This window comes from Albibacterium profundi, assembly GCF_042159835.1.
Taxonomy (GTDB): Bacteria; Bacteroidota; Bacteroidia; order Sphingobacteriales; family Sphingobacteriaceae; genus Albibacterium; species Albibacterium profundi.
This window is the reverse complement of the sequence record NZ_JBBVGT010000002.1, coordinates 1,786,874-1,800,467: the sequence shown is the minus strand read 5'-3', so window position 1 is coordinate 1,800,467 and position 13,594 is coordinate 1,786,874. Positions and strand designations below refer to the sequence as shown.

12 protein-coding genes are annotated in these 13,594 nt (G+C 40.9%); 9 read left to right on the top strand and 3 right to left on the bottom strand.

Annotated features, from left to right (window positions below; genetic code table 11):
- Window positions 1-60: 60 nt before the first annotated feature.
- Both WKR92_RS09440 and WKR92_RS09435 read right to left on the bottom strand, forming a co-directional pair.
- A complete protein-coding gene (locus WKR92_RS09440; RefSeq protein WP_375557578.1) occupies window positions 61-216 on the bottom strand; it encodes a DUF5670 family protein in 156 nt (51 codons plus the stop codon).
- A gap of 57 nt (window positions 217-273) precedes the next feature.
- The gene (locus WKR92_RS09435) at window positions 274-1,929 is read right to left on the bottom strand and encodes a DUF8614 domain-containing protein (protein WP_375557577.1); all 1,656 of its coding nucleotides are present in this window, start codon (window positions 1,927-1,929) and stop codon (window positions 274-276) included.
- Window positions 1,930-2,029: 100 nt separating this feature from the next.
- Between WKR92_RS09435 and pyrR the strand changes: the two genes are divergently transcribed.
- From pyrR to WKR92_RS09390, 9 genes are all read left to right on the top strand, one after another.
- On the top strand, window positions 2,030-2,581 hold the full coding sequence (gene pyrR, locus WKR92_RS09430) for a bifunctional pyr operon transcriptional regulator/uracil phosphoribosyltransferase PyrR (protein WP_375557576.1): 552 nt from the start codon (window positions 2,030-2,032) through the stop codon (window positions 2,579-2,581).
- Between the two features lie 21 nt (window positions 2,582-2,602).
- Complete coding sequence (locus WKR92_RS09425) at window positions 2,603-3,544, top strand: aspartate carbamoyltransferase catalytic subunit (RefSeq protein ID WP_375557575.1); 942 nt, start codon at window positions 2,603-2,605, stop codon at window positions 3,542-3,544.
- 159 nt (window positions 3,545-3,703) lie between these two features.
- A complete protein-coding gene (locus tag WKR92_RS09420; protein ID WP_375557574.1) occupies window positions 3,704-6,733 on the top strand; it encodes a tetratricopeptide repeat protein in 3,030 nt (1,009 codons plus the stop codon).
- A 3-nt stretch (window positions 6,734-6,736) separates the two neighbouring features.
- Window positions 6,737-8,449: a TonB-dependent receptor gene (locus WKR92_RS09415; protein WP_375557573.1), complete on the top strand. Its 1,713-nt coding sequence runs from the start codon at window positions 6,737-6,739 to the stop codon at window positions 8,447-8,449.
- A 23-nt stretch (window positions 8,450-8,472) separates the two neighbouring features.
- The gene (locus tag WKR92_RS09410; RefSeq protein WP_375557572.1) at window positions 8,473-9,555 is read left to right on the top strand and encodes an HU domain-containing protein; all 1,083 of its coding nucleotides are present in this window, start codon (window positions 8,473-8,475) and stop codon (window positions 9,553-9,555) included.
- A 15-nt stretch (window positions 9,556-9,570) separates the two neighbouring features.
- Window positions 9,571-10,266, top strand: coding sequence for a MotA/TolQ/ExbB proton channel family protein (locus WKR92_RS09405; RefSeq protein ID WP_375557571.1), 696 nt, complete (start codon window positions 9,571-9,573; stop codon window positions 10,264-10,266).
- A 43-nt stretch (window positions 10,267-10,309) separates the two neighbouring features.
- On the top strand, window positions 10,310-10,717 hold the full coding sequence (locus WKR92_RS09400) for an ExbD/TolR family protein (RefSeq protein WP_375557570.1): 408 nt from the start codon (window positions 10,310-10,312) through the stop codon (window positions 10,715-10,717).
- A gap of 12 nt (window positions 10,718-10,729) precedes the next feature.
- A complete protein-coding gene (locus WKR92_RS09395) occupies window positions 10,730-11,548 on the top strand; it encodes an energy transducer TonB (RefSeq protein WP_375557569.1) in 819 nt (272 codons plus the stop codon).
- A 12-nt stretch (window positions 11,549-11,560) separates the two neighbouring features.
- Window positions 11,561-12,895 carry a bifunctional folylpolyglutamate synthase/dihydrofolate synthase gene (locus WKR92_RS09390; protein ID WP_375557568.1) on the top strand — a complete coding sequence of 445 codons (1,335 nt, stop codon included), beginning with the start codon at window positions 11,561-11,563 and terminating at the stop codon, window positions 12,893-12,895.
- Here the strand turns inward: WKR92_RS09390 and WKR92_RS09385 are convergent.
- The gene (locus tag WKR92_RS09385) at window positions 12,876-13,592 is read right to left on the bottom strand and encodes a hypothetical protein (RefSeq protein ID WP_375557567.1); all 717 of its coding nucleotides are present in this window, start codon (window positions 13,590-13,592) and stop codon (window positions 12,876-12,878) included. The genes WKR92_RS09390 and WKR92_RS09385 overlap by 20 nt on opposite strands.
- Window positions 13,593-13,594 lie beyond the last annotated feature (2 nt).

Sequence of the window (13,594 nt, the reverse complement as noted above, 5' to 3'; positions counted from 1 at the left end):
CAAGCTTTTTTTGTTATAATGTTAGCTCCAACTGATACAAGCGGCTAACAAAAGTTAAACTCATGTACTTCGCCTTCCTCTGATCAGACTTATTATTATCATAAAAAGGCCGACGATTAATAATGCGTGAATGGCAACACCGATCACTTTGAAAATTAAACCTATCACCCAACAGATCAAGAGTATCGACCCAATGACAATTAATATATTTCTCATCCTATATTTGTTTATTCAAAAAGTAAACAAGAGAGATTAAAAAAGGTTTGTCAAGCATTATAAGCCCAAAACTTCAATCCCTTGCTCAAAAACGATATCGACGGGAATATCATTTTTAGTTAAGCGATTTAAGTCATTTTGAAGATCCTCCCCAATTACGCTATACTTTTTTTGGAGTGATTCAACGCGAGCCTTATCCCCGTCACCCTGAGCCTTGAGAATAATGGCACCTAATTCATTCATCGCTTGCTGGAAGGCTTTATAATCAACTTGATAATACCCCTTATCCGTTTTCTTGAAAGCCCCCTTTTCCTCAAAGAAATTGAAACTCATCATATTAGCTTTCCCGTGAGCACTTGAAGCTCCAAATCTCACCGAACGGAGAATACCTGCCATAAAAGTTGTATAAAACTCTTCAACCTGTCCATCTAGCTCACCATTTTCGAGTAACTTGGTAACCATATATAGTCCTAAGACATCCGCTTTACATTCTTCTAGCCACGAGTATTGTTCCTGAAGTGCTTCTCGGACAAAGCCTTTTCCATTAATCGTTTGCTTAATTCCCAAACCGTGCGCCACTTCATGAAACATCACATTGGAAAAAAATGCGTCGAAATTAATAAACTCGCGCTGTTGAGGATCTATCAGCACATTTGAAATAGGCAAGAGAATCTTATCGAATTTTGCACGCATCGCATTTTTGAGTTGCGACCGGCGTGTACCCTTTTCCTGTTGGATAACTTCACTATTGGGAAGATTCACAGCAATGGTCTTCGAACCGGAATTGCAATCGCCGGCATAGTACACTACATCATAAGCATTCAGTTCAGAATCTGTTCCCGGACTCTCCTGTTTATATTCAGGATCTACCGGCAAACCTTTTTGTAAAGATGGCAGCATCGCTACATACTTGGCTAGGCGTCCACTCCATTCCTTATCCTTTACCAAAACATAGGATTCGAACGCTGCCTTAGAGTTAAACAGCTTGTCTTCGTAGTTCTCAATAGGTCCGATAATAATATCTAAACTGTTGGTTTTCATATCCAACCAGGCACGATCGCTCAGATCATAATCATCTGTTAACAATGCAGCAGCTCGCAATAACAGATACTTTCTGAACTGTTCATTATCAGTTTTATCGGCCGCTTTCCTTAGAAACTCTGCTGCTCTATTTAGCTGAAGATTAAATGCCTCAGAATAAGGTATCGCCACTAATTCACCCTCTGAGTTTCGACGGATTATTGAATACATATCGTGTTCGAGACCTGAGTTTTCAAATTCCTCTTTGGTCATATCGGCAGGATAGAAAAATGCTCCCAAAGGTTTAGAGCCAATGCCCTCTACAAAAGGTTTATCTGCATTTAGCCTGTCCCAAGGACCGTAATTTATATTAATAAAAGCCTTCGTGTGTTCATCTTTAATAGTTTCAAGTAGGTTATCTCGTTGCGGATAGGCCTGTAGCCAAAACAACTCATCCATCACTTCTGCGGCTTTGATCAGCAAGGGCAGTACCTCCTTTTCATTATCTGTAAGCATCGACAAATCGGTAGTCAGCTTAACCGGTTCGTAAATCTGGATTCTTTTATCTACATATTGCTGGAGCGAATCGGTTGCCGCACCTTCATCTGTTCCAGACTGCGTACACGAACTTTGAAATGCGACTGTAGCAATCAACAGAAGGAATGCACTTGATTTAAAAAAAAGGGTTCTCATAAAGATTTATATTTTGAAGCAAACCTAAAGGTACAAATCCAAAATAGCAATTTTATGTAGGTTATAAAAAAAATGCTATTTTTGACCAAATAATACCTCAATGCAAAATTCAATTCTGTTAAGCGGAGCCAAGTTTAAAATAACAATACAACGTCTTTGTCATCAATTAATTGAGAATCATCAAGATTTTTCTAATTCTGTTATTGTAGGCATACAGCCGCGCGGGGTCTATTTAGCTAATCGGATTGTACAAGAATTAAAGGCAATTCTTGACGTTAACAAGGTACCATCTGGAGATTTGGATATAACCTTCTTTCGTGACGATTTCAGGATGAAAGGTAGCCTTCCATTGTCACCGAGTAGTACCAACATGAACTTTATTGTTGAAAATAAAAAGGTAATATTGGTGGATGATGTTCTTTGGACAGGAAGAACAATACGTTCTGCATTGGATGCAATCCAGTCCTTCGGACGACCTGAGAAAGTTGAGTTGCTCGTACTGGTAGACAGAAGATTTGCACGCCACCTGCCGATTGAGCCCGATTATGTTGGGTTACCTATCGATTCAATCAACTCCCAAAAGGTTATAGTAAGCTGGGCAGAAACAGACAAAAAGGATCAAGTTTTGCTAGTGAATGAAGAAAAGAATTAAAGTCGTCTTAACAAAATGAGCATGAAAGAGGCAACTGCGGAACAACTCAGTACCAGACACATATTAGGCATAAAAGATTTAACTAATCAAGATATCAACTTGATTCTGGACACAGCTCAAACATTTAAAGATGTTTTAAACCGACCCATTAAGAAGGTCCCCTCGTTAAGAGATATCACAATCGCTAATATTTTCTTTGAAAACTCGACTCGCACCCGGCTATCCTTCGAATTAGCCGAGAAGAGGTTATCTGCAGACATCGTAAATTTCTCAGCATCTTCATCATCAGTCAGCAAAGGTGAGACACTCATTGATACCGTGAATAATATTCTCGCGATGAAGGTAGATATGGTTGTTATGCGACACCCCTATCCAGGCGCAGGAGTCTTTTTAAAGAACCATGTGAATGCACAAATTGTCAATGCTGGAGACGGAGCGCATGAACACCCTACACAGGCATTGCTAGATTCGTTTTCAATTAGGGAGCGCTTGGGAGATGTTGCCGGAAAAAAAATAGCGATCATCGGAGACATCCTTCATTCTCGAGTGGCCCTATCCAATATACTTTGTTTGAAGAAGCTAGGTGCCGATGTCATGGTATGCGGCCCAACCACGCTCATTCCCAAACATATCCAATCATTGGGGGTAAAGGTAGAACACAACCTATTGAATGCTCTTAACTGGTGTGATGTTGCAAACATGCTACGCATCCAGTTGGAACGGCAAGACATTTCCTATTTTCCATCGCTGCGAGAATACTCTATGCTGTATGGTTTAAATAAAAAAATATTGGATTCATTAGACAAGGAAATAACAATTATGCACCCCGGGCCAATCAACCGTGGAGTAGAAATTACCAGCGATGTCGCTGATAGTAACCATTCAATTATTCTGGAGCAAGTTGAAAATGGAGTAGCCGTCCGGATGGCGGTATTGTATTTACTTGCTGCCAAAAGAGGATAAAAGCTCAGGTTCATCCATGTTTCATCAGTTATTATATCGCTAATTGTATTTTTTAACAATTATTAACGTTATTTTAATTGTGACGTGTTTATATTCAGCCATAAATGTTTAAAAAAATAATAATCATCTTATCTTAGCACAAAAAGAATATTAGACAATATGTTTAAAAAATTCACTCAAATCGGTCTTGCTCTTAGCTTACTTGCCGGCAATGCATATGCGCAACAAGGAGCCTGGCAAGAGATAGACGAAGCATATAAAAGTGGAATGGAGCTCTATGAGCGGGGCAAGTATACAGCCGCATCAAAACAGTTTGACAAGGTTGAAAACACGCGGATAAGATCGGTTATTCAAGAAGACGAGCAAGCACAAGTTAGTTTGCTAAAAGAAAAAGCACGGTTCTATCAAGCGGTATGTGCTCTGGAAGTTGGCAATATTGATGCAGAAAACCTTTTTTTAAAATTTATTAAAGACTATCCTACCAGCTCAAGTACGAAAGCAGCCTACTATCAAGTGGGGAGATCTTATTTCGGACAAAAGAATTACGACAAAGCTATCGAATGGTTCGAAAAACTAGATGCGGGAGCACTGAGCGGTCTTGAAAGTTCAGAATATCGATTTAAACTTGCCTATTCTTATTTCAAAAAGGATCGACTCCAAGAAGCAAAACCGATGTTTGAACGCCTAAAAAATGAGCGTTCCCCCTACAATGAATCGGCCATTTATTATTACGCTTATCTAGCTTATTTGGATGGTGAATATAAAACCGCTTTATCAGAATTTGAAAGACTGAAAGGGTCCAAGCAGTTTGAAAGCAGCTATCCGTATTACATCGCTTCACTGTATTATTTGGATAAACGCTATGATGATGTTCTTGCCTATGCTATTCCTATATTGGAAACAACAGAACAGGAGAGTGAAACCGACTTGCTTCGCATTATCGGTGCGACATATTTTTCTAAAGGCGATCTGGAAAATTCAAAGATTTATTATGACCGTTACCAGGCTGCAGATCAAGGCGCAACACAAAGCAACCAAGACACCTATAATATTGGTTACATTGCCTATACAAATGGAAATATAGACAAAGCGATCGCCGAATTGGAGAAAATGGATCAACCAGAGGCATATTACCAAGCAGGTATGATTACCCTTGGTGATGCTTTTCTCCAAAAGGGCAATAAGCAAAGCGCGAGGAATGCTTTTTTCAGAGCTTCAAAACTCGATTTTGATCCGGAACTTAAAGAGGAAGGTGCACTGAACTACGCCAAACTTTCATATGAACTCGAATTTCATCAGGCTGCGTTAGAGGCAACACAGAGCTTTCTGGAAACTTATCCAAGATCAGAAAATACAGATGAGGCAAAGACATTGCTGGCTGAAATTCTCTTAACGACTAAAAACTATAGCGAAGCCGTTGATATCTTAGAAACTATTCCGAATAGAAGTCGTGAAGCCAACGCTGCTTATCAAAAGGTAACTTATTTCAGAGGTCTCGAACATTATAATGAAAGAGCCTTTGAGAATTCAATTTCTTTGTTCATGCGATCAGAGAGTGTTCCTGTTGACCCTAGAATACAAGCTTTAGCAACCTATTGGAAAGCAGAAGCCATGTATGAGGTCCGCAAATATGGCGAAGCGGTTGTTAACTTTGATCGATTCTTACGTTATCCCGCCGCAAAAAATACATCTGTTTACAATTATGCAAACTATGCACTCGCCTACGCCGCTTATAGAAATTCTTCGTTTTCTACGGCCGCGAACTATTTTGAACGTTTCCTGGCAAGTGGAGACTCTGATCAGAATACTCGCAATGATGCAATCGCACGGTTAGGAGACTCTTATTTCTCTTTGAGAAGCTATGGCCGAGCAATGACACAGTATAATAAATTGATCAGTGCAAAAGTGTCACAAGAGGACTATGCATTATATCAGCGTGGTATTATTCAAGGTTTACAGGGCGATATAGAAACAAAAATTGCAACGCTAATCGACCTTCAAAAGCAATTCCCTAACTCTAATTATTCGGATGATGCTGCTTTCGAAATTCCGTATTCTTACTTCTTACAAGGGGATTATGACACGGCAATTACCGGACTGCAAGAGATGATAGAACAATATCCAAGAAGTAGCTATGTACCAAGAGCCTTGGTTACCATCGGTTTAGTTCAATATAATAAACAAGAGAATGATGCCGCAATTCAGACCTTCCAGCGAGTAGTTGAAGACTACTCGACCACAGACGAAGCGAAGTTGGCTTTGAAAACGATTCAGAACATTTACATTGACCAAGGTGATGCACAAGGATATCTTGCTTATGCACAGACGACGAACATTGGAAACCTTTCAACTGCTGAACAGGATAATATCACTTTCCAAGCCGCAAACGGTTTGTTTGCTCGTGGCGATTATCAAGCAGCAGTAGAGGCAATTAATGCTTATTTTGATAAATTCCCTAAACCAATACAAGAAAAATACGCTCGTTTTATCCGTGCGGAAAGCCTATGGAAAACGGGAAAACCGAAAGAAGCCTTACACGATTACAACATTATCCTAAACGACTGGACCAGTCCTTATACCGAGCGGACGCTTCTTAGTGTATCTCAATTACATCTAGACCTAGGGCAGTACAATGAAGCAATTGCACCACTGAAAAAACTGGAATTAACAGCTGATTATAAAGCCAATTATGGCTATGCCGTCAACAACCTTATGAAATCCTATTTTATGATGGGAGATATGGATGAAACGTTAAAGTATGCCGATTTTGTAAAAGGGTATGAGAAGTCATCTGAAGAAGATATCGCCAGAGCACATCTTTATTCCGGAAAAGCATATTTAGCGAAAGAAGACAAAGCTGCTGCTAAAAAAGAGTTCGGACTTGCAGCGGAAAACAGTCAAACTGTAGTCGGAGCGGAAGCGAAATATAATTACGGGCGACTTCAATTTGAGGAAAAAGGAATCAAGGCTGCACAGGAAACCGCCTTTGATCTGATCAAGAATATGCCTTCACATGATTATTGGGTTGCAAAGAGCTTTATTCTTTTAGCCGACACTTATATTGCACTTAAAGATGAATTCCAAGCGAAAAGTACCTTGGAAAGTATTATTGAAAATTATGAGAACAAAGAGGATGATATCATCCCCGAGGCTACCGAACGTTTAGACAAACTTAATAACAAAGAATAAGCCATGATATTGAAGAGTTCAATGTTAAAATATACATTTATAATAGGATTTAGTGTCTTATCGATCAACACTTTTGCTCAGGTAGACACCACCAAGACGCCTGATAGTAATACGCAGCAAGCTACCACAATTGAAGAGGTTGAGGTTATACGCGATTACCGTCCCATTCTAGCCGATGCCGTCAAAATCAGAAGGAGTCCAAGTTTGAGCGATACGCGGACCTTTCAACCGTCTTTGAACTACAACATCGTAGACAAACGCTTAAACTTCCCATCAGGAATGGGACAATTGACTATTCAGGAGTTACAATCAGGTCGCCCTGATATCATGACTAATAACTATGCAAAACTGGGTATAGGAAACTTCAATACTATTTTGGGAGAAGTTTATGTCAATACCGGTACGGCAGACATTTATCAAGCAGGCTTTTACGCCAAACATTTAGGGCAAAAAGGAGATCTGGAAGGCCAAAAGTTTTCCGAACAAAACATCGGTGTTTTTGGCAAGCGGATCATGGACGCTTTTACCTTAAAGGGAGAAGTGGGATACAATCGGTTCGGAACTGCCTTTTACGGCTACATACCAGAAACCTACGCGGAGGCAGTTACACCCGAGAATCAAACCTTCAGCGATTTTTATCTGTCTGGTGAGTTATTGAAAAATTATGATCCACAAGATGACGACGTGAGTTATTCATTAAAGGCCGACGCTTATCTGTTCAGTGACGCGTTCAATGCAAAAGAAAATTCTTTTGCGATTAGTGGCTATTTAAATAAGACGATTCAAGCGTTTAATTTGGGCGCGAATGTGTCTGCAGATTTAACAACTGTGAAAGCTACTGATTATAGTCAACAGAATAACATTGTCCGATTAAATCCCTATATCCGTTTTCAAGGTGACAATTACAAACTTACGCTTGGAGCCAATTTCGTTGCAGAAAGCAATGATACAAGTCGTACCAACCTTTTCCCTTTTGCAGATTTCGAGTTAGACGTTGTACCTCAGTTCGCTAGCATTTTCGGTGGCGTCAAAGGTGATGTTACAAAAACATCTCTACGTACTCTTGCCCAAGACAACCCTTTCTTAAACGAAAATATAAACATCAATAACATGGTAGATCGTCTTCATATCTTCGCAGGAGTAAAAGGTAATTTAGGAGCGACTTTTGGCTATAAAGCCAAATTCTTCTATCGTAAAATTGAGGATATGCCCTTGTTTGTTAACAATACATCAGACCCGACTCGTTTTGACGTGATCTACGATCAGGGAATCGACGAAGCGACAAGCATATCGGGTTTTGAAGGCGAAATCAATGTGCGCGTATCTCAAACTGTAAACATTGGAGGAAAAATAAATCTTAGTGAGTATAAGCTATCAACTGAAGAAGAAGCTTGGTTCATGCCAGCCGTGCGGATCTCCTCAGACGCTCGGATCAATATCAGTCAAAAGGTATTCTTAACTGGCGAGGTATTCTTTAATGGAGAAACATCGGCAAGGTATCTTGACCCACTAATTGATTATGCAGGTGAAATACCTTATAGTGTCCGCAAAATGCCTGCCTTTGTCAATATCAATGCAGGAGCTGAATATCGGATCACAAATCAGTTCGGTATCTTTGTACAGGCTAACAACCTATTGAATGACACCTACCAAGAATACCTTTATTATCCTCGTCTCGGCTTCAATGTTATCGGTGGTCTAAATTATTCATTTTAAATAAATAACTTTGCGGCGCGGAAATGGTCAATATAGGTTCAGTTATAAATAAAGGACTAGCAAATAATGAAACATTTTATTTGCCAGGACTAGGTATGTTCAGGAATGAGTATGTCCCTGCCTATTTTGACGAAGTTAAACAGTTATTTATTCCACCTTCTGAAGCGCTCTTTTTTAACACACAAGAGTTTGATACTGATAAGCTAACCGAATTCATAGCAGGAAATTACGACCTCTCGCTAGTTGACGCACGAAAAATCTCGTCAGATATGCTTTCTAAATTAGAAGCCTGTCGTACGGAGAATGAGGAAGTTTATATTGAAGGACTAGGGACCTGCTCGGTCAGTTTAGAAGGAGAGCTCCGCATCGTGACTGAAGTTGACAGTTCGCAATTTGATTTATATGATCCCGTTGCTGAAGCAGAAATACTTCCAACACCGGAAAAACAAGACGTTCGAGACGAAGCTGCGGCTTCACCGGACAAAGAAAAAGTAGCGGACCAACCCGAATACAGTTCGGTGGAAAGCACAGTCGAACCTGGAATACACGAGGAACTGGACGATTTGACACGCGAAGGCGACTCGAAACGGTGGTTATGGCCAGTCATCGGTGTTGCTTTGGCTATCATCATCGCCGGTATTTGGTTTCTTAAACCAATGCAAAGTCAGGTCAACCAAGTTGTAACTAGCAGAAACGATACTAAAGAAAATCGATCGCAAGAAATCCCTACAGACTCAGTTGCTTCCACAACTGAGATCAATGAAAATACTGAGCGAAATACGGATAGTTTAAGCACACCCTCTACTGATATTTCGGTAGACGAAACAAACGCGATCGTCCGAAAACCAACGAAAAAGTACGAACTCATCATAGCCGCATTCGAAACAATGGCTGAAGCGAAAGAATTTGTTGAAAAAACAAATGCAAAAGGCTATAATGTTTATATATTGCAAAATAATAGAGCCGGCAACATGAACAAGATAAGCTATGCTTCTTTTAACACATCAGCAGAAGCATCTGAGTCACTTGCACGGGTCAGAGATGAACTGACAAGCGAGGCTTGGCTATGGGAAAACAAAAATCACACTACAAATAATCAAAACTAAAGAATAATAATACCTATGCTATTACAAATTGACAGCACTCAACCATTGGATACGATGATGACGGCGGCAGAACAAATTGTTCAAGAACCAGAGAAACTGCGTTTTATTGACCTTCTAATTAAAGGAGGCTGGGTTATGTTACCCTTGGCTCTTTTACTACTGATAGGTTTAGTTATCTTCATTGAAAGATACCTGACTATACGCAAAGCAAATCGCTTTGAGAAAAACTTAATGGGACAGGTAAAACAAAGCATACTTTCTGGAAAACTGGAATCGGCTTTAGCCATTTGTAGAAATAACAACGGCCCTCTCGGTCGCATGCTACAGAAAGGCCTCTTAAGGATTGGCAGACCGATCAAAGAAATTGAAGGAGCTATAGAAAATGTTGGTAAACTCGAAGTTGCAAAACTCGAAAAGAACATCAATATTCTAGGTATTATTGCTGGTATCGCTCCCATGATGGGATTCGTCGGAACTATTATCGGTGTTATTGCCATCTTCCACGAAGTTGAACTTGCGGGTGTTATTGACATCGGTACTGTATCTGGTGGTCTTTATGTAAAAATGGTATCATCAGCTACCGGCCTTATCATCGGTATTATTGCCTACATTGGTTACCATATACTAAATGAAATGGTTGAACGCATCATCCTCCGCATGGAAACAGATGCGATCGAATTTATCGATTTACTCGACGAGCCGGTATCCTAGTCAATTTATTTAGAATTTAGTAACTTTGTTATAACACAGGTAAATGAATATTAAACGAAGAAGGGAAAAGCCAAAAGCAGAGGTACATACAGCAGCATTGAACGATATCATGTTCTTTCTGATGCTATTCTTTCTTTTGGCTTCGGCTGTATCCAACCCGCAGGTGGTAAAGCTTTTATTACCAAGGTCTAGTTCTGGAGAGCAATCGGTGGCCAAGAAAACGATTACCGTGTCGATCACTGAGAACTTAGAATATTTTATAGAAAAAGAGCCTGTACCCGTTGACAACCTATTACCTGCTTTGCAGGCTTATGTTCAACCGGGCGAAGAACTGACGGTCATGCTTTATGTTGATCGTAGTGTGTCTATAAGAGATGTGATTGAAGTAATGGACGCAGCCAATCAATTACGGATTAAATTGGTATTGGCTACTGAGCCGAAACCAAGATAAGGAGTCATAAACATGAGTTTTCACCAGCAAGAGGATAATTATTACCCAAAAGCAATCGGGATTTCAGCAGGGATTATGGTAGCTTTATTTATCATCAGCTACTTCATTATTCTTGGTAACCCTATGCCGCAATTTGGAACCGGAGGAATTGTAGTAAATTACGGTACATCTCCTGTCGGTATGGGCGATGACTATATGAGCATCGACGAGCCATCGATGGATCCTGACGCAAATGCAACTCAACCTGACCGCGTAGTTCCCAACGCAACACCGGAGCCTGTCGCATCACAAGAGACGAGCGACAAGGCTATCGTCACTCAAGATATGGAAGACGCTCCGGCCGTCGTGACAAGCGAAAACAAACCGAATACCACTCCAGTTGCCACACCTGAAAAAGAGGAAAGCAAGCCAACGGTTAACCCAAACGCATTATACACAGGTAAAAAGAACAATGCGTCTGGAACAGGAGATGGTACCGGTGATACACCGGGAAATCAGGGTAGTAAACAAGGGGATCCCTTAGCTGCTGATTACGGCGAAGGGGGTTCTGGTTTTGGAGATGCTGCTTTAAGCTTAGAAAACAGGCGCTTTGTGCGTGCTCCGCAGATCGAAGATAATGGTCAGCAGTCGGGGAAAATCGCAGTCGAAGTGCGAGTAGACCGTAACGGAAACATCGTCTCTGCACGGGCAGGTGTTCGTGGAACAACGATATCTAACAACGCTCTTTACGAAAAATGTGAACGTGCCGCTTTGGGAGCGCAATTAAACCGTCTTGAAAATGCGCCACCTATACAGACGGGAGTTATCGTATTCAACTTCAAGCTAAAATAGCTACAGTGCACAATGCAATACGAAGAGACTCTGACTTATCTCTATAACAGACTTCCGCTGTTTAGTAGAATCGGCGATGCTGCCATTAAAAAAGATCTTTCCAACACAAAAAAATTGTGTGCAGCTTTAGGAAATCCGCAGGACAACTTCCAATCGGTTCATATCGCCGGCACGAATGGTAAAGGTTCAACCTCGCACATGCTTGCAGCAATTCTTCAGCATGCAGGCTACAAGACAGGCTTGTACACCTCACCTCATCTTTTAGACTTTCGAGAACGAATTCGTATTAACGGTAACATGATCTCCGAGCAGGAGGTTGTCGATTTTGTGGCGAGGCAGAAGGAACAAATTGAAAGTCTAAAACCCTCCTTTTTCGAAGTGACTGTTGCCATGGCCTTTCATCACTTCTCAGAACAGAAAGTCGACATAGCTATTATCGAGACCGGCCTAGGGGGCCGATTAGATTCAACGAATGTCATTACCCCTATCCTATCCATTATCACCAACATTAGTCTGGATCACGTCCACATGTTAGGTGATAACCTAACGGCAATCGCCAAAGAAAAAGCAGGTATTATTAAGCCTAACGTACCTGTCATTATCGGAGAAAAGACCATTGGCACAACACAAGTATTTCTTGAAACAGCTGCCCATACAAATAGTAAAGTTTTCTTTGCTGAAGACGAATGGCAGGTTCACGTTAAAGAGAGAGAAGAAGAACATCTATTCTTACAAGCTGAGAGTCAGCCAACTTCCGGTGCGGACGGTATTCAAACTAATTCAACCGATGTTGCAATGGATATTAAACTGGACCTTTCTGGCACCTATCAGAAAAAAAACATCCTATCGGTCCTCTCGGCAGTTAAACAATTACATAAACAGGGGTACCGAATTACAAACGACCATGTCCAGTATGCTCTCGCCCATGTCAAAAACCTTACAGGCCTGATGGGAAGGTGGCAAACACTTCAATGGGAACCTCGCGTCGTGTGCGATACAGGACATAACGAAGCAGGTTGGAAGGAAGTACTACTCAATATACAAGACGTCGCATATAAACGACTACATATGGTCGTAGGAATTATGAAAGACAAAGATGCGTCAGCCCTTTTATCGATCTTACCTAAAAAAGCACATTATTACTTCTGTAGCGCCGGATTGGAACGAGCATTACCCGCTACAGAACTTGAAGAACTGGCTGACGCCACTCAGCTTCAAGGACAAGCTTATGCCTCGGTTAGTGATGCAGTGAAATCCGCATTAAAAGTGGCAGATAAAGAAGATTTGGTTTTTATTGGAGGAAGCACCTTTATTGTAGCCGAAGCACTTAGTTTACTTCTTCAGTAAGCTTAATCCTATCTTTTTCGGCCTGACTCATGTTTTTAAATTTTTTATAGGAGTCCATGATATACAAACGAATTTGCTCTTCGTCCGACTGCTTTGCAAACTCATAGGATGGCCTAAACTTAACGATGAACAAATCCAAGTCTCTACCTTTGAGGGGAGTTATTGGCGTGATTTTGTCTTCATTAAATTTAGAGTCAATGAGCCTACGTTCTTGCTCTTCTAGTAGCGCGTCATATCGTTCCCTCGCATCTTTTGCCTCTTTCCCAAAAAGCCGCGACGGTGAAATAGCTATTCCACCCCCCTGGACAGTATGAACTGATCTACCCCGCTCGCGCGCAACACGTATTTCCTCTTCCAATTGTAAATCCGATAAGTCTGTTATTTCGACATCTTCTAAAATATTGAAATCTTCAAGTGGCGTCAGGTAAACCCGTTTTATCTGAAAGTCGACGACAACTAACGTGTCCAATCGAAAGCCCGGATAGCCGAAGGTTAGCAAATCATTAAGCTCCGCATCTATTTCAAAACCGCCCGATGCATTCGTCTCTACTGTTGCATCCGTTGTAAGGTTCCGTACCTCAACCTGCTGAATGGGCTTTGAGCTATTCAATTCCATCACAATCCCTTCCAGAGTCTGTCCCGCCGCAAGATTTACGGTTCCGATAATACACAATAGAAGTACGAATATTTTTTTCATTC

What these genes read in the sequence shown, in the direction of transcription:
- WKR92_RS09400 (WP_375557570.1), top strand. Translation starts at nt 10,310, where the DNA reads ATGAATATTAAACGAAGAAGGGAAAAGCCAAAAGCAGAGGTACATACA.
- WKR92_RS09435 (WP_375557577.1), bottom strand. Translation starts at nt 1,929, where the DNA reads ATGAGAACCCTTTTTTTTAAATCAAGTGCATTCCTTCTGTTGATTGCT.
- pyrR (WP_375557576.1), top strand. Translation starts at nt 2,030, where the DNA reads ATGCAAAATTCAATTCTGTTAAGCGGAGCCAAGTTTAAAATAACAATA.
- WKR92_RS09420 (WP_375557574.1), top strand. Translation starts at nt 3,704, where the DNA reads ATGTTTAAAAAATTCACTCAAATCGGTCTTGCTCTTAGCTTACTTGCC.
- WKR92_RS09405 (WP_375557571.1), top strand. Translation starts at nt 9,571, where the DNA reads ATGCTATTACAAATTGACAGCACTCAACCATTGGATACGATGATGACG.
- WKR92_RS09440 (WP_375557578.1), bottom strand. Translation starts at nt 216, where the DNA reads ATGAGAAATATATTAATTGTCATTGGGTCGATACTCTTGATCTGTTGG.
- WKR92_RS09410 (WP_375557572.1), top strand. Translation starts at nt 8,473, where the DNA reads ATGGTCAATATAGGTTCAGTTATAAATAAAGGACTAGCAAATAATGAA.
- WKR92_RS09415 (WP_375557573.1), top strand. Translation starts at nt 6,737, where the DNA reads ATGATATTGAAGAGTTCAATGTTAAAATATACATTTATAATAGGATTT.
- WKR92_RS09385 (WP_375557567.1), bottom strand. Translation starts at nt 13,592, where the DNA reads ATGAAAAAAATATTCGTACTTCTATTGTGTATTATCGGAACCGTAAAT.
- WKR92_RS09390 (WP_375557568.1), top strand. Translation starts at nt 11,561, where the DNA reads ATGCAATACGAAGAGACTCTGACTTATCTCTATAACAGACTTCCGCTG.
- WKR92_RS09395 (WP_375557569.1), top strand. Translation starts at nt 10,730, where the DNA reads ATGAGTTTTCACCAGCAAGAGGATAATTATTACCCAAAAGCAATCGGG.
- WKR92_RS09425 (WP_375557575.1), top strand. Translation starts at nt 2,603, where the DNA reads ATGAAAGAGGCAACTGCGGAACAACTCAGTACCAGACACATATTAGGC.